This window comes from Cecembia sp., assembly GCF_007126775.1.
In the GTDB taxonomy this organism is placed as follows: Bacteria; Bacteroidota; Bacteroidia; order Cytophagales; family Cyclobacteriaceae; genus Cecembia.
In genome coordinates this window covers 1-23,434 of the sequence record NZ_SLAP01000244.1, presented here as the reverse complement: position 1 = coordinate 23,434, position 23,434 = coordinate 1, and the positions used below count along the sequence as shown (strand labels likewise).

The 23,434-nt window shown below is 40.1% G+C and carries 23 protein-coding genes and 1 pseudogene; 19 read left to right on the top strand and 5 right to left on the bottom strand.

Features of this window, described 5'->3' with window-relative positions; translation table 11 throughout:
• The 9 genes and pseudogenes from QZT73_RS16280 to QZT73_RS16240 form a co-directional block, all read left to right on the top strand.
• Positions 1-345, top strand: a pseudogene (locus tag QZT73_RS16280) (hypothetical protein); the annotation flags it as partial.
• Positions 342-770, top strand: coding sequence for a RimK/LysX family protein (locus tag QZT73_RS16275; RefSeq protein WP_291778989.1), 429 nt, complete (start codon positions 342-344; stop codon positions 768-770). The pseudogene QZT73_RS16280 and the gene QZT73_RS16275, both read left to right, overlap by 4 nt.
• Positions 767-1,699 carry a 30S ribosomal protein S6--L-glutamate ligase gene (gene rimK / locus QZT73_RS16270; RefSeq protein WP_291778986.1) on the top strand — a complete coding sequence of 311 codons (933 nt, stop codon included), beginning with the start codon at positions 767-769 and terminating at the stop codon, positions 1,697-1,699. Before QZT73_RS16275 ends, rimK begins: the two co-directional genes overlap by 4 nt.
• The gene (gene hemC, locus QZT73_RS16265; protein WP_291778983.1) at positions 1,671-2,609 is read left to right on the top strand and encodes a hydroxymethylbilane synthase; all 939 of its coding nucleotides are present in this window, start codon (positions 1,671-1,673) and stop codon (positions 2,607-2,609) included. The genes rimK and hemC overlap by 29 nt, the downstream gene beginning before the upstream one ends.
• Positions 2,606-3,445: a peptidylprolyl isomerase gene (locus QZT73_RS16260; protein WP_291789292.1), complete on the top strand. Its 840-nt coding sequence runs from the start codon at positions 2,606-2,608 to the stop codon at positions 3,443-3,445. The genes hemC and QZT73_RS16260 overlap by 4 nt, the downstream gene beginning before the upstream one ends.
• Positions 3,446-3,448: 3 nt before the next feature.
• On the top strand, positions 3,449-4,366 hold the full coding sequence (locus QZT73_RS16255; RefSeq protein ID WP_291778979.1) for an SDR family oxidoreductase: 918 nt from the start codon (positions 3,449-3,451) through the stop codon (positions 4,364-4,366).
• A gap of 38 nt (positions 4,367-4,404) precedes the next feature.
• Positions 4,405-5,793 (top strand): sodium-dependent transporter, encoded by a 1,389-nt coding sequence (locus QZT73_RS16250; RefSeq protein ID WP_291778977.1) that lies wholly within the window; start codon positions 4,405-4,407, stop codon positions 5,791-5,793.
• 126 nt (positions 5,794-5,919) lie between these two features.
• The gene (locus tag QZT73_RS16245; protein WP_291778974.1) at positions 5,920-6,297 is read left to right on the top strand and encodes a response regulator; all 378 of its coding nucleotides are present in this window, start codon (positions 5,920-5,922) and stop codon (positions 6,295-6,297) included.
• 78 nt (positions 6,298-6,375) lie between these two features.
• Positions 6,376-6,966 (top strand): porin family protein, encoded by a 591-nt coding sequence (locus QZT73_RS16240; protein ID WP_291778971.1) that lies wholly within the window; start codon positions 6,376-6,378, stop codon positions 6,964-6,966.
• Between the two features lie 65 nt (positions 6,967-7,031).
• On the opposite strand, the gene QZT73_RS16235 is transcribed toward QZT73_RS16240, so the two are convergent.
• Positions 7,032-9,824, bottom strand: coding sequence for a glycosyl hydrolase (locus tag QZT73_RS16235; RefSeq protein WP_291778969.1), 2,793 nt, complete (start codon positions 9,822-9,824; stop codon positions 7,032-7,034).
• Between the two features lie 188 nt (positions 9,825-10,012).
• Here QZT73_RS16235 and QZT73_RS16230 point away from each other — a divergent pair, with 188 nt between their 5' ends.
• Genes QZT73_RS16230 through cysM form a run of 4 tightly spaced genes read left to right on the top strand, consistent with a single transcriptional unit; the run spans position 10,013 to position 12,567 of the window.
• A complete protein-coding gene (locus tag QZT73_RS16230; protein WP_291789290.1) occupies positions 10,013-10,300 on the top strand; it encodes a septum formation initiator family protein in 288 nt (95 codons plus the stop codon).
• Entirely contained in the window at positions 10,281-10,832 is a 552-nt protein-coding gene (locus QZT73_RS16225) for a hypothetical protein (RefSeq protein ID WP_291789288.1), read from the top strand. The genes QZT73_RS16230 and QZT73_RS16225 overlap by 20 nt, the downstream gene beginning before the upstream one ends.
• Positions 10,833-10,858: 26 nt before the next feature.
• Positions 10,859-11,686, top strand: a complete 828-nt coding sequence (gene epsC, locus QZT73_RS16220; RefSeq protein WP_291789285.1) for a serine O-acetyltransferase EpsC — start codon at positions 10,859-10,861, stop codon at positions 11,684-11,686.
• Between the two features lie 2 nt (positions 11,687-11,688).
• Positions 11,689-12,567: a cysteine synthase CysM gene (gene cysM / locus QZT73_RS16215; RefSeq protein WP_291789282.1), complete on the top strand. Its 879-nt coding sequence runs from the start codon at positions 11,689-11,691 to the stop codon at positions 12,565-12,567.
• A 39-nt stretch (positions 12,568-12,606) separates the two neighbouring features.
• Here the strand turns inward: cysM and QZT73_RS16210 are convergent, their stop codons facing one another.
• From QZT73_RS16210 to QZT73_RS16195, 4 genes are all read right to left on the bottom strand, one after another.
• Positions 12,607-13,326, bottom strand: coding sequence for a DUF4397 domain-containing protein (locus QZT73_RS16210; RefSeq protein ID WP_291779931.1), 720 nt, complete (start codon positions 13,324-13,326; stop codon positions 12,607-12,609).
• A gap of 96 nt (positions 13,327-13,422) precedes the next feature.
• Positions 13,423-14,790 (bottom strand): Gfo/Idh/MocA family oxidoreductase, encoded by a 1,368-nt coding sequence (locus tag QZT73_RS16205; RefSeq protein ID WP_291779928.1) that lies wholly within the window; start codon positions 14,788-14,790, stop codon positions 13,423-13,425.
• A gap of 190 nt (positions 14,791-14,980) precedes the next feature.
• Complete coding sequence (locus QZT73_RS16200; protein WP_291789279.1) at positions 14,981-16,051, bottom strand: Ldh family oxidoreductase; 1,071 nt, start codon at positions 16,049-16,051, stop codon at positions 14,981-14,983.
• Positions 16,052-16,073: 22 nt separating this feature from the next.
• The gene (locus QZT73_RS16195) at positions 16,074-17,030 is read right to left on the bottom strand and encodes an exopolyphosphatase (RefSeq protein WP_291779922.1); all 957 of its coding nucleotides are present in this window, start codon (positions 17,028-17,030) and stop codon (positions 16,074-16,076) included.
• Between the two features lie 168 nt (positions 17,031-17,198).
• Between QZT73_RS16195 and QZT73_RS16190 the strand changes: the two genes are divergently transcribed.
• The 6 genes from QZT73_RS16190 (at position 17,199) to QZT73_RS16165 (ending at position 23,177) form a co-directional block, all read left to right on the top strand.
• Entirely contained in the window at positions 17,199-18,782 is a 1,584-nt protein-coding gene (locus tag QZT73_RS16190; RefSeq protein WP_291779920.1) for an acyl-CoA carboxylase subunit beta, read from the top strand.
• Between the two features lie 192 nt (positions 18,783-18,974).
• Positions 18,975-19,364, top strand: a complete 390-nt coding sequence (locus QZT73_RS16185; protein WP_291779918.1) for a four helix bundle protein — start codon at positions 18,975-18,977, stop codon at positions 19,362-19,364.
• A gap of 48 nt (positions 19,365-19,412) precedes the next feature.
• Positions 19,413-20,480, top strand: coding sequence for a M42 family metallopeptidase (locus QZT73_RS16180; protein ID WP_291779916.1), 1,068 nt, complete (start codon positions 19,413-19,415; stop codon positions 20,478-20,480).
• A gap of 367 nt (positions 20,481-20,847) precedes the next feature.
• Positions 20,848-21,615: a helical backbone metal receptor gene (locus QZT73_RS16175; RefSeq protein ID WP_291789276.1), complete on the top strand. Its 768-nt coding sequence runs from the start codon at positions 20,848-20,850 to the stop codon at positions 21,613-21,615.
• Between the two features lie 198 nt (positions 21,616-21,813).
• Complete coding sequence (locus QZT73_RS16170) at positions 21,814-22,575, top strand: DUF1080 domain-containing protein (protein WP_291789273.1); 762 nt, start codon at positions 21,814-21,816, stop codon at positions 22,573-22,575.
• Positions 22,572-23,177 carry a DUF1080 domain-containing protein gene (locus QZT73_RS16165; RefSeq protein ID WP_291789271.1) on the top strand — a complete coding sequence of 202 codons (606 nt, stop codon included), beginning with the start codon at positions 22,572-22,574 and terminating at the stop codon, positions 23,175-23,177. Before QZT73_RS16170 ends, QZT73_RS16165 begins: the two co-directional genes overlap by 4 nt.
• Positions 23,178-23,434 lie beyond the last annotated feature (257 nt).

Here is a 23,434-nt window from a genome sequence, read left to right as displayed (position 1 = left end):
TATTCTATTCAGATCAATGAAATTCTTTCCTTTGTAGAGCTGTTCCAAGGTAAAGACAAGGAAGCCCAGAAGTCCTTTCTCCTGAGTGGAATGAATGTATTGAGAGAAGTAATGTTGGACAAATCACAACTTCCAGAGCTCATGCGCAGTGTGGAAAATGACCGTGATTTTATCCATAAATTGGGAGTCCATGTATTGGATGAAGAAAAGTTATTTGCAATATATGAGGTTTTAAATAGTGCCTTTTACCATTTGGGGAGAAATGCCAACCCTAAGGTGTTGTTTGCTGATCTTAGTTTTAAAATTACCAGGATCATGAAACCGGTACAAACTGCTTCTTCATGAAAATAATAGGACGAAAAGAAAAAATATCCCTACCAGAGTGGGGGATAAAGAATATATCAGCCAAAGTTGATACGGGAGCCTATACTTCTTCCATACATTGCGAGTTTTGGGAAGAAAGATTGGAAAATGAAGTACCAGTACTCTATTTTAAGGTTTTAGATCCTTCCCACAAAAAATACAATGGTAAGTTATTCCATACCAAGAGTTTCACACAAAAAAAGGTAAAGAATTCATTTGGGCATGAAGAGCTTCGGTATAAAGTGAGCACAAAAGTCCTTATGTTTGAGGAGGAGTTTGAAGCTGAATTCACCCTTTCTGACAGGTCAAAGATGAGAAGTCCAATTTTATTGGGAAGAAAGATGTTAAAGGGGAGGTTTAGGGTGGATGTACAGGAAATTAATTTATCAATAAAGTCAAAAAAATGAGAATTGCGGTTTTATCCCGAAACTCCCACTTGTATTCTACAAAAAGGCTGGTAGAAGCCATTAAAGAAGCTGGACATGAGGCAATGGTGGTGGATCATTCCACCTGTGACCTAATTATCGAGCAGGAGGGCCCCTCCATCATTTACAAAGGCGAAAAGCTGACAGATATAGACGCCATCATACCCAGGATTGGGGCATCTGTGACTTTTTATGGTACTGCTGTGGTCAGGCAATTTGAGCTTATGGGCACATTTTCAGCAGTAGAATCTCAGGCTATTGTGAGAAGCCGTGACAAACTCAGAAGCCTTCAAATTTTATCCAAAGCGGGATTGGGTATGCCCAAGACTGCATTCACAAATTTTTCTAAAGGAGGGGAAAAGGCCTTAATAGAAAGAGTAGGAGGGGCCCCACTGATCATCAAACTGCTCGAAGGTACGCAAGGGCTTGGTGTAGTCTTGGCAGAGACCAAAAAAGCAGGACAATCCGTTATTGAGGCTTTCCATGGACTGAAAGCCAGAATTATTGTCCAGGAATTTATCAAAGAAGCCAAAGGGGCAGATATAAGGGCATTTGTCGTCAATGGTAAGGTGGTTGGGGCCATGAAGCGTCAAGGCGCTGAAGGAGAGTTTCGCTCTAACCTGCATAGAGGAGGTATGGCTACAGTAATCAGGCTTTCCAAAGCAGAAAGAATCGCCGCTTTGGGAGCAGCCAAAGCCCTTGGACTGGATATAGCAGGGGTTGACATGTTACAGTCAGAGCGTGGTCCATTGATTTTGGAGGTAAATAGTAGCCCTGGACTTGAGGGAATAGAAAAAGCAACAGGCATCAACATCGCAGGAGAAATTGTGAAGTTTATCGAAGAGGCAGTCGGGAAAATATCAAAAAAAAGAAAAACGAAAAATGAGCAGAACAATCCGGATAGGCACTAGGGGAAGTAAATTGGCACTTTGGCAAGCCTATCATGTGGCAGATTTACTCAAAGTAGAAGGGCTCGCATCAGAAATTGTTGTGATAGACACCAAAGGTGATAAAGTCCTTGATGTTTCCATTGCCAAAATAGGAAGTAAGGGGGTTTTTACGGAAGAACTAGAAGATCAGCTGGCCAATGGGGCTATAGATATAGCTGTGCATAGTGCAAAAGATATGCAGTCGTCCCTGCCTGATGGTTTTGAGCTGATTGCATTCACAGAAAGGGAGAAAGTCAATGACATCATATTGAGTCATAAAAAAGAAATTGATTACCGTGATCCGGAAAAAAGGATTGTCCTTGGTACCTCTTCCACGAGAAGGGTAGCTACTTTGAAGCACTTTTACCCACATGTCAAAACTGTAGAGGTCAGGGGTAATCTCCAGACCAGAATAGCCAAAATGGAGTCTGGGATTTGCGATGCCTTACTGCTTGCCTATGCCGGAGCACATAGAATGGGCTATGATGAAATGATCCGTTATGAACTCTCCGTAGAGGAGTTTACACCCGCTGTAGGTCAGGGTTCAGTGGCCATTGAATCGGCTATAAATCTTGACCCTGAAATCAAAACCCTCATTCAGTCGGCCTGTCACCATATAGATACCGGATACAGATTGGAGGCAGAGCGTGCTTACCTGAGGGTATTGGAAGGAGGATGCAGTATTCCTGTTTTCGCACTCGCTGAGATGACAGGAGATGAATTAAAAATCAAGGGAGGCATCGTTAGTCTGGATGGCAAACAAAGGATTGTACATGAATTGAGCGGTAAGGCTGAAGAGGCTGTTGCCATAGGGGAACAACTCGCCGGACAAGTACTTGGGGATGGAGGTGACCGGATACTTAAGGAAATTAAATCTGAAATGAATAAATGAAAAAAGTTCTGACTTTAATACTGGCCCTATCGATGGGTTTTTTGGTTTCCTGTGCGTCTGAAAAGGATTACCTGGTAAAAATAGAGACAAGGCATGGAAACATGTTTGCAGTTTTATTTGATGAAACAGCAAAGCACAAGGAAAATTTCATTGCCTTGGCCCAAGAAGGAAGGTTTGATTCAACGGATTTCCACAGGGTAATTCAAAACTTTATGATACAGGGTGGAGATGTTTTTGGAAAGGAAAACCTACCCCAGGAAAATTGGACAACAGTCCCTGCTGAGATCAAGCCAGGATTTATTCATAGTAAAGGGATGATTGCAGCAGCCAGACAGGGGAATAATATCAATCCGGAACGAAAATCCAGCGGATCACAATTTTATATTGTAAAAGGTAAGGTGTACACCAGAGAAGAGTTGGTAACAGATATGAAATTATTGTCAGAAACATTTTTTAAATATATCCAACTGTCCAGTAATGCTGAATTGAAAGAAGCTTACAGCTCCTTGTATGAAGAAGAAAAATTTGATGAGCTCAATGAAATGATGCTCAATGAAAAATCCAATTTGGAACAGTTTTACAGTATAAGTTTAGAAAAACCAATGACTGCCCAGCAAATCGAAGCGTATACTACTGTGGGTGGAACCCCTCATCTGGATGGAGAATATACAGTTTTTGGAAAGGTGATCAAAGGATTGGATGTTCTGGACCGTATAGCTGCTGAACCTACGGGGCCAAGAGATATTCCCAATGATAAAGTCTATATGAAAGTGAGCATTGAGCACTTACCAAAAACAAAAATTGAAAAGGAATTTGGATATTCTTACCAAAAGTAAACCATGAAAAAAGTTTTAATAACCGGTGCCAATGGCTTGTTGGGACAGAAACTCGTCCAAAAACTTAAAAACAATCCGGAATATCAGGTTTTTGCAACAGGCAGAGGAAAATGCAGACTGCCAGTGTCTTGGGGTGAAGGATACGATTGGTTTGAATTGGATGTTACTGACCTGAAGCAGGTCACAGTGATTTTTGATAGGATCAAACCTGATGTTCTGATCCACACTGCGGCCATGACCAATGTGGATGAGTGTGAGCTGAACCGGGAAGCCTGCAAACTTCAAAATGTGGATGCAGTTAAAAATTTAATTGCGGCTTGTGCGCACCATGATACTCATTTTATCCATTTGTCTACAGATTTTATTTTCAGGGGGGATAATGGCCCTTATGAAGAAGGAGATCGGCCAGATCCAGTAAATTATTATGGAGAGACCAAGTTGGAGTCAGAGATATTAATTGCAGCTTCGGCTACAAGATGGGCTATTGCCAGAACAGTCTTGGTATATGGAATAGCAGCGGATATGAGCCGCTCAAATATCATTCTTTGGGTTAAAAAATCTTTGGAAAGTGGTAAAAATATACAAGTGGTCAATGACCAATTGCGGACGCCAACATTAGCAGAAGATCTTGCTGATGGTTGTATTTTGTTGATGGAAAAGGAAGCCACAGGTATTTTTAATATTTCAGGCAAAGACATGCTGACCCCTTTTGATATGGCAATGCTTACCGCAGATTATTTTGGATTGGATAAGACGCTAATTCGAGAGGTCGATTCCACTATTTTTACGCAACCGGCCAAACGCCCATTAAAAACAGGTTTTATCATTGAAAAGGCAGAGAAAGAGCTGGGTTATTCCCCCAAAAGTTTTACGGATGGAATTGGTATTTTATCAAAACAAATTAAATTAGCCGATTCATAAGCATAAAATTTTCTAAAAAAACAACTAATCGAAAGACTATGGCGATGAGTTCAGATACCCAGGGAAGAGACCAATGGGGATCCAGTTTGGGTTTTATTATGGCAGCCGCAGGATCTGCTGTAGGTTTGGGTAATATATGGAGATTCCCATACCTTACAGGGGAAAACGGTGGAGGTGCATTTGTTTTTGTGTATGCCATTTGTGTTCTCCTGATAGGTCTTCCTTTATTACTGAATGAAATTGCTTTGGGAAGGATTTCTAGGAAAAACCCTATTGGTGCTATCAAAGCAACAGGAGGGAATAGATTTTGGCAGTTAGCGGGTATTCTCTGTATTATGGTCTGCTTTTGTGTATTGTCTTATTACTCAGTGATTGCAGGCTGGACCATTGGATATATTTTCACTGAATTGATAAATATCCCTGTAGACTTTGCAGAATTTCAGAATACCCCCATGTATGTGATTCCCTTGTGCTTCATATTCATTTTCATGACCATTGGAGTGGTTTTGGGAGGTATTTCCGGAGGTATAGAAAAAGCAGCTAAATTCCTGATGCCGATTTTATTTGTTATCATCATTTTTATTGCAGGTAGGGCAGTTACTTTGGAAGGAGCAAGTGCTGGAATAGAATACTACTTAAAACCTGATTTTTCCAAAATTACCGGAAAGGTTTTCCTTGCTGCTTTGGGCCAGGCCTTCTTTTCTATGTCTGTGGGATGGGGCTTAATGATTACTTTTGGATCTTATTTGCCTAAAAGCAGCAATATTGTCAAATCTTCGGGTTGGATTGCCGGAATGGACAGTACCGTTGCGCTTTTGGGAGGATTGATGGTGTTTCCGGCCTTATTCGCACTGCTGCCTGGAAAAGATCCCGCTGGAGGCCCAGCTTTGGTTTTCGAGGTGCTTCCTGCTGTTTTTGATGCGATGCCAGGAGGTAATTTTATAGGTGCTTTGTTCTTTCTCTTATTGCTTGTTGCCGCACTTACATCCAGTATTTCCATGTTGGAGGTTCCGGTTTCATACTTTATTGATGAAAGAAAATGGAGTAGAAGAAAGGCTGCTTGGACAATTGGAATTGCTGCTATGGCCCTATCGGTACCTTCAGCATTATCTTCAATAGAAGGTAACTTCTTTGCTTCATTGACCCTTAAGTTAGGTGGAAATGAACAAGTTGGTTTCTTCTCTATTATGGATTTTCTTTTTGGAACATTTGCAGTTGTATTGATTTGTCTTCTCCTTTCTTTGTATACCGGATGGGCGAAAAAAATAGCTGACTTTGCTGATGAACTTGCTTCAGGTGCTATTGGATTCAAAGGGAAATATAGGGCTGCTTGGATTTTCTTTATCAAATGGATTTGTCCTATTGTGATTGCTTTGGTGTTATTGGATACATTAGGTGCATTTGGAACACCTCAAGAAGGCGGTTGATCCATAAAATATATTTTGGAAAAGAGAGGCATCGACCTCTCTTTTTTTTTGTTATGGAAGCCAAAAAAATGTATTTTATATAAAAAATTATGTACCTTAGCATCGCTACATCAATAAATGAACTATATGAAAGTCCTTGTGGTAGATGACGATGCCATTAACAGGCTTATTTTGAAAAAAATTTTCGAAAAGGAAAATGATACTGTACTAACGGCTAATGATGGGGAAGAGGCTCTTGAAATCCTAATCAATGAGCCTGATTTCCATGTCGTCATTACAGATATTATGATGCCCAAAATGGACGGAATTCAATTGTTGGCTGAAATCAAATTGAAGGATGAAATTAATAAAATTCCAATTATTGGTTTTACAGCTGGGGATATTGAATATTTCAAAAGTGTCAGTTTGGTATCTTTTGATAGGTTACTGTCCAAACCAATGGACTTTTACGAACTGTATGGAATTGCAAAAGCTTTTGGAATGCGTGACCTTGGGTTAAATTAAACCAATCAATAGACTTGCTTAACCTCATTTCTTTTTTTACGTTGGAATTATATTAACTTCTTGTAAAATAGACCCAATATGAAAAAGTTTCTGATCACCATCTGTTTCATGGCCTTTGCTATTATAAGCAAAGGACAGGAATTTTCCATCGGCCCCAAAGTTGGGGTTTCCCAAGCCAATATTTCAGTGAATGGGGAAGGGTTTTCAACTGGGGAAGAAAAATTGGGGTACCATATAGGTGCATTTGTAAGAATGGGTGGAAATTCCATTTTTGTTCAGCCAGAGTTCTTATTTACCAATACAGGAGGTTCCATTATTAAAGAAACGCCCTCAGGAGTAGATGAGGTATTGGAGGCCAATTTTAATCGATTTGATATTCCTTTGATGTTTGGCTTTAAGTTGACCAGCTTTTTTCGAGTACAGGCAGGGCCCATTGCCTCAATCCTTCTTGATTACAAACTTGAAGATGCAATTCAAAATGCCATAGAAGTAGATTACAGCAGTTCAACCCTTGGTTATCAGGCTGGAATCGGTTTTGATATCGGTAACCTGATTCTTGATTTGAAATATGAAAACTCACTTGGTAAAATATCCAGAAGTGTAGCAGGCTTTCAAACTGATCAAAGGCAAAATCAATTGATTCTTTCGGCAGGGTTCAGGCTTTTCTAATCTCCTAAAAAAAAATAGCCCTATCAAGGGCTGTTTTTTAGAAAATGTATGTTGCAAGAGAAATTTTATTTTACCTCAAAGTTCATTTCTTGCTGCTGTATTCCATTATTTAAAGAGATTTTATACTTTCCCCTGCCTAGATTACCATACTCCCAGGAAGTTTGATTAAAACCGCTGTATGCTCGGTGGGTCCATGTATGGATTTCCTCATCATCTTCTTTACTTATGGCGACTTTGATATCTCCTGGATCCTTGCTAAAAAATAGTATGGATTGTTTTGGTTTGTTAACTATCCCTTCCATCCATATTGCCATTCTGGGATTGAATCTGATCTCAGAAGATTGGAGTAAAATCAATTCTTTTTTACCTTCTTCTATCCATTGATATAAGGGGTTCAAATCAATGATGTATGCGCTTCGCCCATGAGTTCCCAGTACCAAATCATTTTCTCTTTTCTGAACTACCATGTCGTAAATTGCAACATTAGGGATATTTCCCTGGAAAAGATGGTAATTTTTGCCGGCATCAAGGCTTAGGTACAATCCGTGATCTGTCCCTACATACAGTATATTTTCATAGCGATGGTCCTCTTTAATGACATTTGTAGCTTCTTTTGGGAGCCCTTTTGCAATTGATTTCCATGTTTTTCCGTAATCTGTGCTTTTATAGACAAAGGGAGTGAATTCGTCATATCGATAGCCAGTAAGTGTTATATATACTAAGCCTTCCACATGTTGAGAAGCTGTGATGCTGCTGACCCATCTGTCCTGTGGCAAGCCTTGGCTGATATCTATCCAGTTTTTACCATGGTCTTTGGTGGCCCAAATATTACCATCATCAGAACCTGCGTATAGTATTCCAAATTCCAGAGGAGACTCTTCGATCACAGTGAGTGAGGCAAAAGGGACATTTCCGCTTTTTTTATTTTTCGTCAGATCAGTTGAAATGGTTTCCCAAGTTTCCCCTCTGTCCAAGCTTCTGTAAACATATTGCGACCCCATGTAAAAGATATCCTGATTATGCTTGCTTAAGATGGCTGGAGTCCTCCAATTCCATCGATTAGGATCCATTCCAATATCATGGGAAGGGGTAACCAATTTACGTTCTCCGGTAGCAGTATTGATTCTAAAGTAGTTTCCAAATTGGAATCCTGTATATACTATATCGTTTGATCGTGTATCCACAGCTACCACCATGCCATCCCCACCCATCAATGATGTCCATGTATCTGAAGGTTTCCCTGTTGATTTCCCATACCATACACCATTGTCCTGCATTCCCCCATAAATATTATAAGGAGTTTTTTCATCAACCATGATGGAGTAAAATTGACTGATGGTAAGTTCTGTATTTAAATGGTTCCATCTCTCACCACCGCCATAAGACAAATATAAACCACCGTCAGTTCCCAGAAGCAGGTGCTTGGAATCCGTAGGATTTACCCATAAAGCCTGATGATCTGAATGCACATTGCCCACAGTATCGGTTCTTGCAAATGTTTTTCCTCCATCTCTTGATACCAATAAAGGTACACCCAAAATAAAAACTTCTTCTTCAGTGGAGCTGCCAACTCTGATTTCTCCAAAATAATAGCCATAAGTATTATAAACCCTATCCAAATTGGATTTATTGACTTTAGACCAATTTTTTCCTGCATCATCGGATCGATATACTTCGGCCCCTTTTACAGATGTATTGTAGAGCGCTGCATTTGCATTTGTGGATCCTCCATGATAATTGGCAATTTGAAAAGGAGTAATTCTTCCGACTCTTAATAGCCTTTTGACAGACATGGCATCGTATTTTGACGCAAACCTGTTTGATCTCAAAACTTGGTTCAATTTATCATCTTCCAAATTCAAAATTTCCTGAACTGTCATGTTCTTGAAATTTTCTAGTTTCAAGTCTCCTTGATTATTAGCCCTGAAAGCTTGGCCTTGATTTTCTTTTTCTTCCGTTGCCTGATTGTCAAGAAGGGCGTATACTACATCAGGCTTATTCCTACTAAAATCAAAACCTATCCTTCCTACAAACTGGTCATTGGGAAACCCATTAACTGATTTTTCCCAAGTTTCACCACCATCTGTCGACCTCCATATGGAAGAACCTTTCCCATTTCCGATAAAGTCATGGGCTTGTCTAAATCTTTCCCAGGTAGCTGCCAGTAGGACATCTGGATTGCCGGGATGTACCTTGATATCAATCACGCCTGTATTATCATCAATATAGAGTGTTCTTTTCCAAGTTTTTCCACCATCTGTGGTTTTATATAGCCCCCTTTCTTCATTTTTGGAATAAAGTGCGCCCATAGAACCTACCCAAACTATATCAGGGTTATTGGGATGGATCTGAATTTGTCCAATATGATGCGAAAATGGGAGTCCGATAAATTCCCATGAGGCACCTGCATCAAGACTTTTATATAATCCCGAACCCGCATATGTAGATCTGCTGGAATTGTTTTCACCGGTTCCGACCCACAGGATGTTATCATCTGAAGGGGCTATGGCCATGTCACCAATTCCCAAAGCGCCTAAATGGTCAAAGATGGGGTGAAATGTTTGCCCGTTGTCTTCGGTTTTCCAAACACCACCCGAGGCAGCTGCAATATAATATGTTTTGAAATCACTACTGACTTCAATATCTACAACCCTACCACTCATATTGGTTGGACCAATATTTCTAGCAGGATAATCCCTTAAGGGAGAGTCTTCCAGCATTTTCTGATGCAATTTTACCGCCTCCTGCATTTCTTCAGCAGAACTTGGATTGATTTGCTGGGCACTAACTGGCTGAAGGGTTAATATCAGTACAATTCCCAAAAAGGCAATTTTCGAAATAGTAAGTGTTTTGTTCATATTTTCTAGAATTATCTCTCAATATAAAAAAACATTGTGTGACAATTCTGGAATATGTTATGAACTGAAAAACAGTAGGATATTAGGTGAAAAGTACTTTTGGTTGTAGATTTCTATTAATCCCTACTTATATTGGAATTATTTGCTTTCTATTTCTATCTTTGTTTGTACCAACTCGCAAAAAAAAAATGAACAAGTATTTAAAATATACAAAAAATTTTTATTTCGTGTTCACTTTGTTTTTTGTGATATGGATGGTGTTCATCGATTCCAATGATATTTTCTCGCAGTTCAAATTAAGTTCAAAATTAAAGGAACTTCAAAAGCAGAAAGAATTCTACCTTGATAAAAAGATCAAAATTCAGGATGATAGAGAGGAGTTGATGAGTAACAATGAGATGTTGGAAAAATTTGCCAGAGAAAGGTATTTAATGAAAAAGAAATCAGAAGACTTGTATGTGGTGGTGGAAGAATAAACTTTTTTATTTTTTTTTAGGTAGTGCCTTATTGTTTACATCCTTATCCTCCGCGCAAAGGATGATCGATGAAGGCAATAGACCTCCTCTAAAAGACCGGATATACTATGGAGGGAATTTCGGAATGTCCTTTGGAACCATCACTTTTATTGATGTTTCTCCACTTGTAGGAGCCATGGTTACCAATCGTTTATCAGGAGGAGTAGGAGGAACTTATCAATATTTTAATGATAGAAGGTTTATAGGAGGAAACAGCAGCCTTTATGGAGGCAGGTTATTTAGCCGGTACAATGTTTTCCCCAATGTTTTTGCTCACGCAGAATACGAAAACCTTAATTTTGATCTTTATAATCCAAGATCCGACAGGTTTGAACGTGCTTGGGTACCTGGCTTATTGATAGGAGGTGGGTATTTTACACCTTTTGGTGAAAGGGGAGGTGCGAACTTCACATTTTTGTATAACTTTTTATATGATGTAAGGAGGTCTCCATATAACGAACCTTTTGTAATTCGCTTTGGTTTTGTACTTTAAAGCTTTATCAGCCATCCCTCAGTATCATGGATTCATTGATCAAAAAACTTAGCCAGTCCCATAAGGATTGTCCACAATGTCCTTCTCAAAGGGTAATTCATTCATTTTTTGAAAACCTACTTGGGCTTCTTTTTCCAGACTTTGCAAATGATCTTTTAAAGGAAGAAGTACTGATAGCTGAAAAAATAGAGGAACTTAGACTCACACTTACCAAGATACTTATCCGCAATGAGCATTTGTACACTGGAGATGCTGCAGAAATAGCAGATAAGTTTTTCATGGGCATCGAAAAAATTTATGATTTGCTTTTACAGGATGTACAAGCAATGTTTGATGGTGACCCAGCTGCAAAATCGAATACTGAAATTATCCGTTGTTATCCTGGTTTCTATGCCATAGCAGCATATAGAATCGCCCATTCACTGCATAATCTTCGGGTCTACTTGATACCTAGAATGATTACAGAATTTGCCCATAGTAAAACTGGAATAGATATTCATCCGGGGGCCAAGGTCGGAGAAAGATTTTGTATAGATCATGGTACCGGAATTGTCATCGGTGAGACAGCCATAATCGGGGATTGTGTCAAAATCTATCAGGGAGTAACCCTTGGGGCTTTGAGTGTTGAGAAATCCGATGCGGACAAAAAAAGACACCCTACCATCGAGGATTACGTGGTCATATACGCTGGGGCCACCATTTTAGGAGGGGATACTGTAATTGGAGCACATTCCATTGTAGGCGGTAATGTCTGGTTAACCAAAAGTATTCCTGCCAATAGTAAGATTTATTACCAAGCTAAAATGTACAATCCAGGTTCTGATGAGACAGATACCTATATTATAAAGAATTAATCATGAAGCTGGTTGAATTGATAGGAAATACCCCTTTAATAGAATTATGCCAAATTCCAATTAATCCCAAAGTTAAGATTTATTGTAAACTTGAAGGCCAAAATCCTGGAGGTAGTGTTAAGGATAGGGCCGCTTTTCAAATGATCAAAGGTGCTTTGGAAAGGGGAGAAATCCAGCCTGGCGATCATTTGGTGGAAGCTACTAGTGGTAATACAGGGATTGCATTGGCCATGGTCGCGAATGTCCTAGGTTTGGAAATGACCTTAATTATGCCTGATAATTCCACAAGAGAAAGGGTTCTTTCTATGGAAGCTTATGGTGCTAAGGTAATCCTTACTCCTGCAGCCAAAACCATTGAATATTCCAGAGAGCTGGCAGAGCAAATGGCCAAAAATGAAGGCTATTTTATCCTCAACCAATTTGCCAACCCAGATAATTATTTGGCACACTATGGAAGTACCGGTCCTGAAATCTGGAAGGATACCAATGGGGAAGTTACCCATTTTGTTTCGGCAATGGGCACTACAGGTACCATTATGGGAGTATCTATGTTTTTAAAAGAAATGAATCCTTTGATTCAGATCGTAGGGACTCAACCCACTGATGGGTCCAATATCCCGGGCATAAGACGTTGGTCACAAGAGTTTTTGCCTAAAATTTTTGATGCTTCCAGAGTGGATCAAGTTATTGATGTAAGTCAGGAGGAAGCTACGTGGATGACAAGAAGAATGGCCAAAGAGGAAGGTATTCTTGCAGGCATGAGCAGCGGTGGAGCGCTTCATGCAGCAATTGAATTATCCAAAGAACTTGATGAAGGACTCATAGTATGTATTACATGTGACAGAGGAGATAGGTACCTAAGTTCTGACCTTTTCGGATAAGATAAACCTGGGATGAATGCCCAGGTTTATTCATATCAATTACTGGAATTTTATGAAGTTGGTTAAGATTTGGACACTTAAGGAATTGTTAGGAATAGTGGGATTTTCAAATCCTCTTATCATTAGCGTATAGACCCTATTACCCCTTAACTCAATTTCTCCTACTGTTAAAAGCGTTTCTCCAGTTTGAGACGCGACTACTTTTACATCGTGCTTTCCCTTGTCGATACTTTTGAACTCGGTAGATTGAGTAAATTCCAAACCTTCCTCAAAAAAATCAGGAGAATCATCAATTATTACTGTCAATTGACCTGTATCTGCTGAGAGGTGAATCAATCTTATTTGTGCTTTTTCAGCATTAGGTTCTTCCCAAACATCTTTAATTTGAATGGCTTTTAATTCACTTTCCTCATTAAAAAGAAAAACAGTATAAATGCTATCCTTTTTAAATCTGAACTCTTCTTCCAATAAAGTATTTACAGCATGTCCCGGGGAAAATCTTAACAATCTATTTCCTGGGAAAAATCGACTATAGGGAAAAGACTCCCCATATTTTATTGGATTTTGAGTGATCATTCTTGATTCAGCAAAAACATCCAGGTCTGATGTGAGGGGCGCCCCATGGAAAATCGAAACAAATGCAGCATCCGGTATTTGGTTTTTATCTGTTTCAGGCAGGCATGAGAACAAGAAAACGGATGAAAGTAAGATGATGGTTACAAAAAGACTTTTTCTTAAGTTGGATTGAATTGTTTTCATAAGCTGGTTTAATTTTTTTTGTTTATATGTAGACGGCGTCTCATCGACTAGTGCTACATATCTCAAAAAAAATCCCCAGCTTTCGCTGGGGAAGTTTCAGACTTTATCAGGTTCTGGGTGAATCCAGGGGCTACGGTATGGTCTTCTCAATTTTGAGGTGGCTTCTGGATCATTGACAACCACCATCTTTTTTGGATCGTAAACCAATGGTCTTCCATCCAGCTCCATGGAAATATTTGCCAAGATGCAAGACGCTGTTGAAATGTGGCCTTCTTCGATATCCGCAACAGGGAGTTTGTTTTCCTTTATGGCGGCAATTAAATTCAACATCTGTCTTCTGGTAGCCGGTGCTGCATTCAACTCTATCCTTTCCTCTTTAAGATCTTCTGGATACTCCTCCCTTTCATAAAGGCAGTCGTATAAGATTTTCTCTCCTTCTCCATAAGGGGAATATTCCGCTTTCAACGTGCTGCCAGCAAGCATCCCTTTATCTCCAAAAATTTTGAACGCCCAAGGATATTCAGGATCCACTGGATTTCCCCAGCTTCGGTGTTGCCATACCACATTCATCTCATCGTATTCAAATAGGGCAGTTTGTGTATCTGAGATATTTGATTTACCTTCTTTTTGAACATAAATACCACCTGAAGAGGTGATTTTTTTTGGCCAGCCCAGTCCCAACAACCATCTTACAGTATCCAGCATATGTACACACATGTCTCCGGTTATGCCATTCCCATATTCCATGAACGTCCTCCACCATCTTATGTGAGGTAGACCATCATAAGGTCTCAAAGGTGCAGGTCCAGTCCACATCTCGTAATCTAAAAAATCAGGCACGGGCTGCACTTCAGGATTGCCATTGGCCCTCATATGGTAATAACAACAGATCTCAACATGGGAAATCTTACCCAATTTGCCAGTTTCCAAGATTTCCTTTTTTGCATCTATCAAGTGTGGCGTACTTCTTCTTTGGACACCAACTTGGACCTTTTTATTATATTTCCTTGCAGCAGCAACTACCGCTTCCCCCTCTATAACATCCACGGATATGGGTTTTTGTAAGTAGACATGCGAACCTGATTTGATCGCAGCAATGGCTTGAAGTGCATGCCAATGGTCCGGTGTTCCGATTACTGTGATATCCAAACTATGATTGTCTAATAGTTCACGATAATCCTTGTATAGGGAAGGTGTTTTTCCATTTTTTGACCTTTGGGCGACTAAACTGCCCGCCTCATTGAGTAGCTTAGAATCTACATCACATAAGGCGACCACATCACAATTGGCAATCTGCATCAATCGGAAAAGGTCACTTTTACCGTACCAGCCTGTGCCTATCAAGGCAACTTTTAGGGGTTGGTCATTTTGAATTGGGTGCATGCCCATAAGGCCCATACTGGCCAGAGCAAGTGTAGCCGCACTGCTACTTTTTAGAAAATCTCTCCGATTTAGATGATTCATAGGTCCTTGGGTTAATAGGTAGTGATTAATTATCTTTCCAATTTACAAAAAGCACAAAACCAAACCAATGCCTTTTGATGAATGGCTAAATAAAAAATCGCAGATGGAACCAAACTCTAAAAAATGATATTGATCAAATCGTTTATTCTAGCTTAGTGATGGGCTGGATTATGAAAGAATAACAATGTGCTTAAAGTTCCAATCCGAATTTATTACCCAATAACCTTAAATCTTCCTCTACAGGGGCTAATAAAGGAATACCATCCGTTCTGCGTGTGGCTTCCAGCTCCCTTTCAGGATCACCTGGTATGAGCACCTTTTCCTGCCCTTCTACAGGAGCAGCTTTTCGGAATCTTTCTATCCAAGTGTCCATATGTTTTTTAAATTCTTCAGCTGGCCTGAAAGCATCTATCCGCATTGCGCCAAAAAAGTGACCAATTCCCTCTCCGACAGGATTGGGGTCAGGCTCCAAAAAAGCCACGAAAGGAGGTACCCAAGGTCCGTAATTTGCACCGGAAAGTACTGCGGACAATATATCCACAATTGCGCCCAATGCATAACCTTTGTGTGACCCGTGTTCGCGATCACCTCCCAAGGGGAGGAGTGCACCACCTTTTTTGACTCCATTAGAATCAGCAGTGGGATGTCCTTCTTTGTCCTGCACCCAGCCAATTGGTGCCTCTAAATTTTTCCGCTGAAGGATTTCTAATTTCCCATTCGCAGCGGTAGTAGTGGCCATGTCAGCCACGAAAGCAGGTTGCTTATCAGCAGGAATGGCTACCGAAATAGGGTTGGTGCCCAATAAGCGCTCTTTCGAAAAAGTAGGACTCACCAATGGGCTGGCATTGGTAAGAGAGATGCCGATCATGTCATGTTCCAATGCCATCATAGAATGATATCCTGCTATCCCATAATGGTTGGAATTTTTTACAGCAACCCAACCTGTACCTACATTTTTTGCCTTTTCAATGGCTACATTCATTGCATAGGGCGCTACTACCAAACCCAAACCGCTATCCCCATCCAGTACAGCAGTGCTGGGAGTTTCATGTACCAGGCGAATATTGGGTTGGCTGTTGATTCTTCCCTTTTCCCAAAGTCTTACATACCCTGACAATCTGGCCACACCATGGGAATCCACGCCTCTCAAATCTGCGGATAAAAGGACATCTGCCGCCAGTATAGCTTCATTTTCTGTACAGCCGATTTTAAGCAGTATGGATTTGGTAAACTGAAATAGTTTGGAATAAGAGAAAAGCATGCGGTTTTTGTGATTTGTTAATTTACCTGCTCAATACTGTATTCAGGGAGTCTTTACCCATTAATTTAGCGATAGCACCTTCTTTTAGTGCATAGTTGGAACATATCAAAGTATCCACAGGAATCATTTTCAATATATATTGGATCAAGCAAGATGCCACTACGATCATATCTACCCTCATGGGAATCATTCCAGGGATTTTAAGACGCTGCTCTTTGTCCAGTGTCAATAATTGGACTGCTATTTTTTCAAATTCATCTTTGGGTAACTGAAATACCTGTTGATTGCGGAGTTTGGATTGATCTAAGGAAGCAAAATAAATATCAGTCAGTGTATCAAAAGTTCCGGAAGCCCCTACTAACCCTGTTGGTTGATAGACCTCCACTGCATTTGCAAGAGGCTTTAGTTTTTCAGAAAGGTAAGCCGTTAGCTTTTCTACCTCATCTGTTTTTATTGGATCATGGGCATGGAAAAGATCTAGCATTCTTTGTCCACCAATTTCAAAACTTTGCTTCCAAAGAGAGGCCTTTTGATTCCCAATAATGAATTCTACTGAACCACCTCCTATATCCATCATCAGGTAAGTTTCTCCATTGAGAGATCCACTGAGTCTGATTCCTTCATAAATCATTTGGGCTTCCTCTTCCCCATTGATGACATTCACATAGATTTGAAATTTTTCTTTGATTTCATCCACAAATCCCTCTCCATTGTCTGCATTCCTTACCGCACTGGTGGCAAAGGCAAAAATATTTTCAATGTTTTCACCGTCAATTAAGTTTTTGAAGTGCCTTAAAGTATGAAAAGCCCTTTTCCTTGCATCAGGATGGATAAAATTATTGCTGATGCCACCCTGCCCGATCTTTACAGGGACTTTTTCCTTGTAAATTGTTTCAAAACGGTTTTCATAAATCTCCACCAATACCAAATGAAAGGTGTTGGTACCCATATCAATGATTGCTGCCTTGGTTGGAATCATGTCAGCCTAATTTTTGGTTTTGCGAATATAGAAAGTTTATTGAAAAAGCTTGAGAAATCGATTTTTTAATCTGCTGAGAATTAAAATACTTGTATTCTCGTAGCATTTTATTTTCTACCTTCTATGCCCCTCCTTATATTTGGGTCAAACCAAATTGACTTAATAGAGATGGACAGCAATATTAAAGGTGTATATACACAGCCTTCCAACAAGGATAAGAATGAACTTTTACAGAAAAAAAATGAAGAATCTCTTCTGGGGGGCGGGGAACATCGAATTGCAGCACAGCATAAAAAAGGGAAGCTTACTGCCAGAGAACGAATTGATTTGTTATTGGATGAAGGTACTTTTCAGGAAATAGATAAGTTTGTTATGCACCGTGCCAAGGATTTTGGTTTAGATAAAGAGCATTATCTGGGAGATGGTGTGGTGACAGGTTATGGAGAAGTAGATGGTAGATTGATTTATGTTTATTCCCAGGATTTCACTGTTTTTGGAGGTTCACTTTCGGAAACCCACGCTGAGAAAATATGTAAGATCATGGATATGGCCATGAAAAATGGCGCACCTGTCATCGGCTTGAACGATTCAGGAGGTGCAAGAATCCAGGAGGGAGTAGTCTCTTTGGGCGGCTATGCTGATATTTTTTATAGAAATACGCTGGCATCTGGTGTGGTGCCACAGATTTCAGCCATCATGGGGCCTTGCGCAGGTGGTGCAGTATATTCCCCTGCTATCACTGATTTTATTTTGATGGTAGAAAATACCTCTTACATGTTTGTCACTGGGCCCAATGTTGTCAAGACAGTGACGCAGGAAAATGTTACAGCGGAAGAGCTTGGAGGTGCAAGCACACATAGCACCAAGAGCGGGGTGACCCATTTTGCCTGTAGCAATGAACTGGATTGTATCAATCATATCAAGCGCCTGCTGACCTATATCCCGCAGAATTGCGAAGATGAGGCTCCTGTATATGAATATGAGATGAAAACTGATGAATCCAGGGCGCACTTGGATACAATCATTCCTGATAATCCCAATCACCCTTATGATATCAGGGAAGTAGTTTATGGAATTGTAGATGATGATTCCTTTATGGAAGTGCATAAGAATTACGCAGATAATATTGTTGTGGGATTTGCCAGACTGGCAGGAAGAAGTATTGGTATTGTGGGCAACCAACCTCAGTCCATGGCCGGGGTATTGGATAATGATGCTTCCATTAAAGCGGCCCGTTTTGTGCGTTTCTGTGATTCTTTCAATGTGCCCTTATTGGTATTGGTGGATGTCCCTGGTTTCTTACCCGGTACAGATCAGGAGTGGAACGGGATTATTGTCAATGGAGCCAAATTACTATATGCCTTTTCGGAAGCCACTGTTCCAAGAGTTACCGTGATTACCCGCAAAGCCTATGGTGGTGCCTATGACGTTATGAATTCCAAACATATCGGTGCTGATCTTAACTTTGCCTGGCCAACAGCCGAAATTGCGGTGATGGGAGCAAAAGGTGCTGCTGAAATCATTTTCAAAAGAGAAATTGCAGAGGCCGAAAATCCGGAAGAAAAATTACAGGAAAAAATTGACGAATACACCTCCAAATTTGCCAACCCTTACCGTGCTGCGCATAGAGGCTTTGTGGATGAGGTCATTATGCCATCTGAAACCAGAGAAAAATTAATCAGGGCCTACAAAATGCTTGAAAACAAAGTCGATAAACTTCCAAGAAAAAAGCATGGGAACATTCCTTTGTAGGGAATAGTTGATTAGAAAATTGGTTAATTAGTTAAATTCACTTGTTACCTAAATAATTTATTGACTAGTATTTGATTAAAAAGAAGATTGGGATTTAGGTTATAGGCCAAGTATTATTTGTTTATTCTTACTCTGGTTGATTTGCTTCTTTGATTAATTTGTGGTCGTATAAACAGAATTTATTCCATAGTTATGAATACAGAGTTTAGGTCTTTTGAAGATTTAGAGGTTTGGAAAAAAGGTCGTGAATTAAGATTGTTTGTCAAGGTTCTGATTAAAAAGTTTCCAGCCGATGAAAAATATGCACCCACACTTCAAATAAGAAAATCCTCCAGGTCTGTTACCAACAATATAGCAGAGGGCCATGGTAGATTTTTCTATCAAGAGAATATTCAATTCTGTAGGGTTTCAAGAGGTTCACTGACTGAAACATTAGATCATGTGATCGTAGCTTTTGATGAAGAGTATATTACGCAAAAAGAACTTGATGATTTCAGGTCTATATATAACGAATGTTTAAGACTACTTAATGGTTACATTGGCTATCTCAAGAAGGCAAAGACATGGCAATCTAAACCATGAAAAAACTCAATCACTAATCACTAATCACTCAATCAACTAATCACTACCATGACCCCATCTAATAACTTTCTCTATACTTATCTTAACAACGCTTCCCCAACCGGTTTTGAAGCATCTGGCCAGCAGATTTGGCTGGATTACGTGAAGCCATTTGTTGATACCTACTTTACTGACCACTATGGTACTGCTGTAGGAGTGATCAATCCCAAGCATCCTTATAAAGTGGTGATTGAAGCACATGCTGACGAGATTTCTTGGTTTGTCAATTATATCACCCCAGAAGGATATATTTATGTGAGAAGAAATGGAGGTTCGGATCATATGATTGCGCCATCCATGCGGGTAAATATCCATACCGATAGAGGTATTGTGCCAGGAGTATTTGGATGGCCGGCCATTCATGTAAGGAAAGAAGGGAAGGAGGATGCACCTACCTTGGACAATATTTTCATAGATGTGGGTGCCAGGACAAAGGAGGAAGTTTTGGAAATGGGTATTCATGTCGGTTGTGTGATCACCTTCAAAGATGAACTGCAGGAGTTGAATGGTAAGTTTTATTCAGGAAGGGCTTTAGATAACCGTATCGGAGGGTATATGATCGCCGAGGTAGCCAGAAAAATCAAAGAATCCGGAGTGAAGCTGCCATTTGCTTTGTTTGTGGTAAATGCGGTCCAGGAAGAAATAGGTTTGAGAGGAGCTGAGATGATCGCTGCCAGAATCAAACCCAATGTGGCCATTATTACAGATGTCTGCCACGATACCACTGCTCCTATGTACAGCAAAATCAGTTCTGGGGAACAAGTGGCAGGGAAAGGTCCTGTTTTGACCTATGGGGCAGCCGTGCACAAAAAATTGTTGGATTTGATTATCGCTACGGCTAAGAAAAATGACATCCCTTTCCAAAGAGCCGCAGCTTCCAGGTCTACCGGGACCGATACCGATGCCTTTGCTTATTCCAATGACGGTGTGCCTTCCGCTTTGATCTCTCTGCCATTGAAGTACATGCATACAACAGTAGAGACTGCTAGCAAAGAGGATATTGAAAATGTCATTGCATTGATGTACCAATTCTTGGTGGAATTTGATCCGGGTTTTGATTTTAGATACGTAGTGTAAGAGACTTGAAGCGAGAAGCGAGAGGGTTAGACTCGATTTGTCAAATGACTTGAGCTTGTTGTATAGAAACTAGAACCAAGAGTTAAGAAACAAGATAGATTATCGAATGCTGGTCGATTTTTCTATATAGAGTCGAGACATTAGAAATAATACGCAAATCGTAAGCCAGGAGGCTTAAGGTTGATATGGTTTTTTAGGCTTTTGTTTTGACAGATAGATACAATTCAGAACAATGACAACCCGACAACCATGACAACTTTGATGACTGTTCACAAGTAACTTAATTAACTAATCACTCAATTAACTATTCCACTAATCAACCAATCACTCAATCAACCAATTCCTAATTTTACATTCTTCATTCCAAATGCCCTTCTTCACTGATCAGATGAACAGAACCATTGACATCCCTGAGAAGCCTCAGCGGATCATTTCCTTAGTGCCTTCGAAGACGGAGTTGTTGGTAGATTTGGGTTTGGAGGATAGGCTGGTCGGGCTGACGAAGTTTTGTGTAAATCCCAAGGGACTCAAAAAGCAAAAAACCATCATCGGAGGGACCAAGAATTTTCATTTTGATAAGATAGCTGCCCTGCAACCCGATCTGATTATCGGCAATAAAGAGGAAAACTATCAAGAGGGAATAGCGCTTTTAGAAAAGAAGTATCCGGTTTGGATGAGCGATATCTACACTTTGGAGGATGCTTTTGAGATGATTAAGGGAATAGGGGCGATTACCGGAACTGCTGCTCAAGCAGAAAGATTGATTCATGAAATCAACCAAGATATGGCCTTCCTTTCTCAGGGAGCTAGGGGTACAGCGGTGTATTTGATATGGAAGGATCCGATGATGGCAGTAGGGCCACAAACATTTATCCATGATATGTTGGGCAGGGCAGGTTTTATCAATTTGGTTCAAGAGCCCCGTTACCCGGAACTTTCCATGGAGGATTTAAAAAACCTTTCCCCAGATTTTTTGCTCCTAAGCTCCGAACCTTTTCCCTTCAAACAAAAACACATCGATGAATTTGCCGCTCAATTGCCGCAAACACACACTCAATTGGTGGATGGGGAACTATTTTCCTGGTATGGGAGCAGGTTGAGGTATTTTAGGGAGTATGTTGAAGGCTTAAATTAGCCGATTCATATAAAATTTATTTTAGGGTAAATTAGGTGGTTTGTCATTTTTGAAAAATGCCGTCTATAAAAAATAAAGCATTGGACCAGACTTCTATAAAAAAATTAATTAACTTTTGACCTTGTTAATAATCATCCATGCCCAATTGCCATGAAGCAACAAATTCATAAATTGGGATCCCATAAACATGAAATTGATATGAGATTAAAAAGTAATTGGATCTACTTGCTGGTTTTTTCTTTTGTGCTTTTAGGTTGTGCTGCTGAAAAATCTGTAGAAGAGGTGAAGGAAGTTGAGGAAATTGTTATTCTTGACAATAGCCTCACTGAGGATGAAAAAGCCCTGGGTTGGATGTTGCTTTTCGATGGTGAAGATCCTGCTGGATGGAGGGCCTTCAATGGAACGGAATTCCCAGAGGGATGGACCGTAGAAGATGGAGCCTTGAAAGCATTAGGACTTGGCGGCGATATTGGTGGTGATATCGTCTTTGGGCCACTGGACTTTGAAACCTTTGAATTAGAGTTTACTTGGAAAATTGGACCTGGAGGCAATAGTGGGGTCTTCTACCATGTTGTAGAGGGAGAGCAATATAAGGCTCCCTATGAGACAGGGCCTGAGTACCAGTTGATTGATCAGCTCGGTTTTGCGGAGCCTTTGGAAGATTGGCAGTCCATTGCCTCTGATTATGGCATGTATCCAGGAGATGTGGAAGGGGTTGTAAAGCCAGCAGGGGAATGGAATATCTCAAAGATAATTTTCAGTAGGGATAAAGCCAGTTATTGGTTGAATGGCAAAAAAACTTTAGAGTTTGTCCCTTATTCAGAGGATTGGGAAGCAAGGAGGAATAGCGGAAAGTGGGATGATTTTCCAGATTATGCCAAATTTAGAAGAGGATTGATTTCACTTCAGGATCATGGAAGTGAAGCTTGGTTTAAAAACATAAAAATAAGACCCCTATGAAAAAAACAATGCTTATAAGCGCCATGCTTTACGTGGCAGTTTCTTTGTCTTCTTGTCAGCAAAGCAATGAAATTGAATTGTTCAACGGCAAAGACCTTTCTGGATGGATTGTCTATGGCACTGAAAAATGGTATGTAGAAGATGGCCTATTGGTTTCTGAAAGTGGCCCTGACAAGGAGTATGGTTATTTGGGAACGGAACAAAATTTCAAAGATTTTGAATTGAATGTGGAGTTCAAGCAAGAGGCGGATGGCAATAGTGGGGTGTTTATCCGTTCCACTGTGGATGGCACAAAGGTTTCGGGTTGGCAAGTGGAGGTAGCCCCTCCCGGCCATGATACAGGAGGGATTTACGAATCTTATGGAAGAGGCTGGTTGATTAAACCAGACCCGGAAAAAGACAAGGCTTTGAAGTATGGTGATTGGAACCATATGAAGATCATTGCAAAGGGGGACAGGGTACAGTCTTTTCTGAACGGTGTAGAGATGGTGGATTTTTCAGATGAAAAAATCGGACAGGGAGAAGGAGGTATACTCTTACAGATCCATGACGGAGGAGGAATCAAGGTGTATTGGAGAAACTTAGTCATCAAACCTAATTAGATTAAAATGAAATATGGATTACCATTTCAAATGGTAATCCATATTTTTTAAGCCTGATGTTCAGTGATTTTTGGCATATTTTAAAATTATTTTTTCAAGCTTCTTTGTGAAGTGAAAAAAGCTTCCCAATTTTGCAATCCCAAAAGGGGAAAAACAAAAAATCAAGGTTGAAATAAAAGAAAATATTTTCAAAATCACCTTGTCAAATCAAAAACCTTTCTTACCTTTGCAGTCCTGTTCGCTGGAGCGGGGATAAT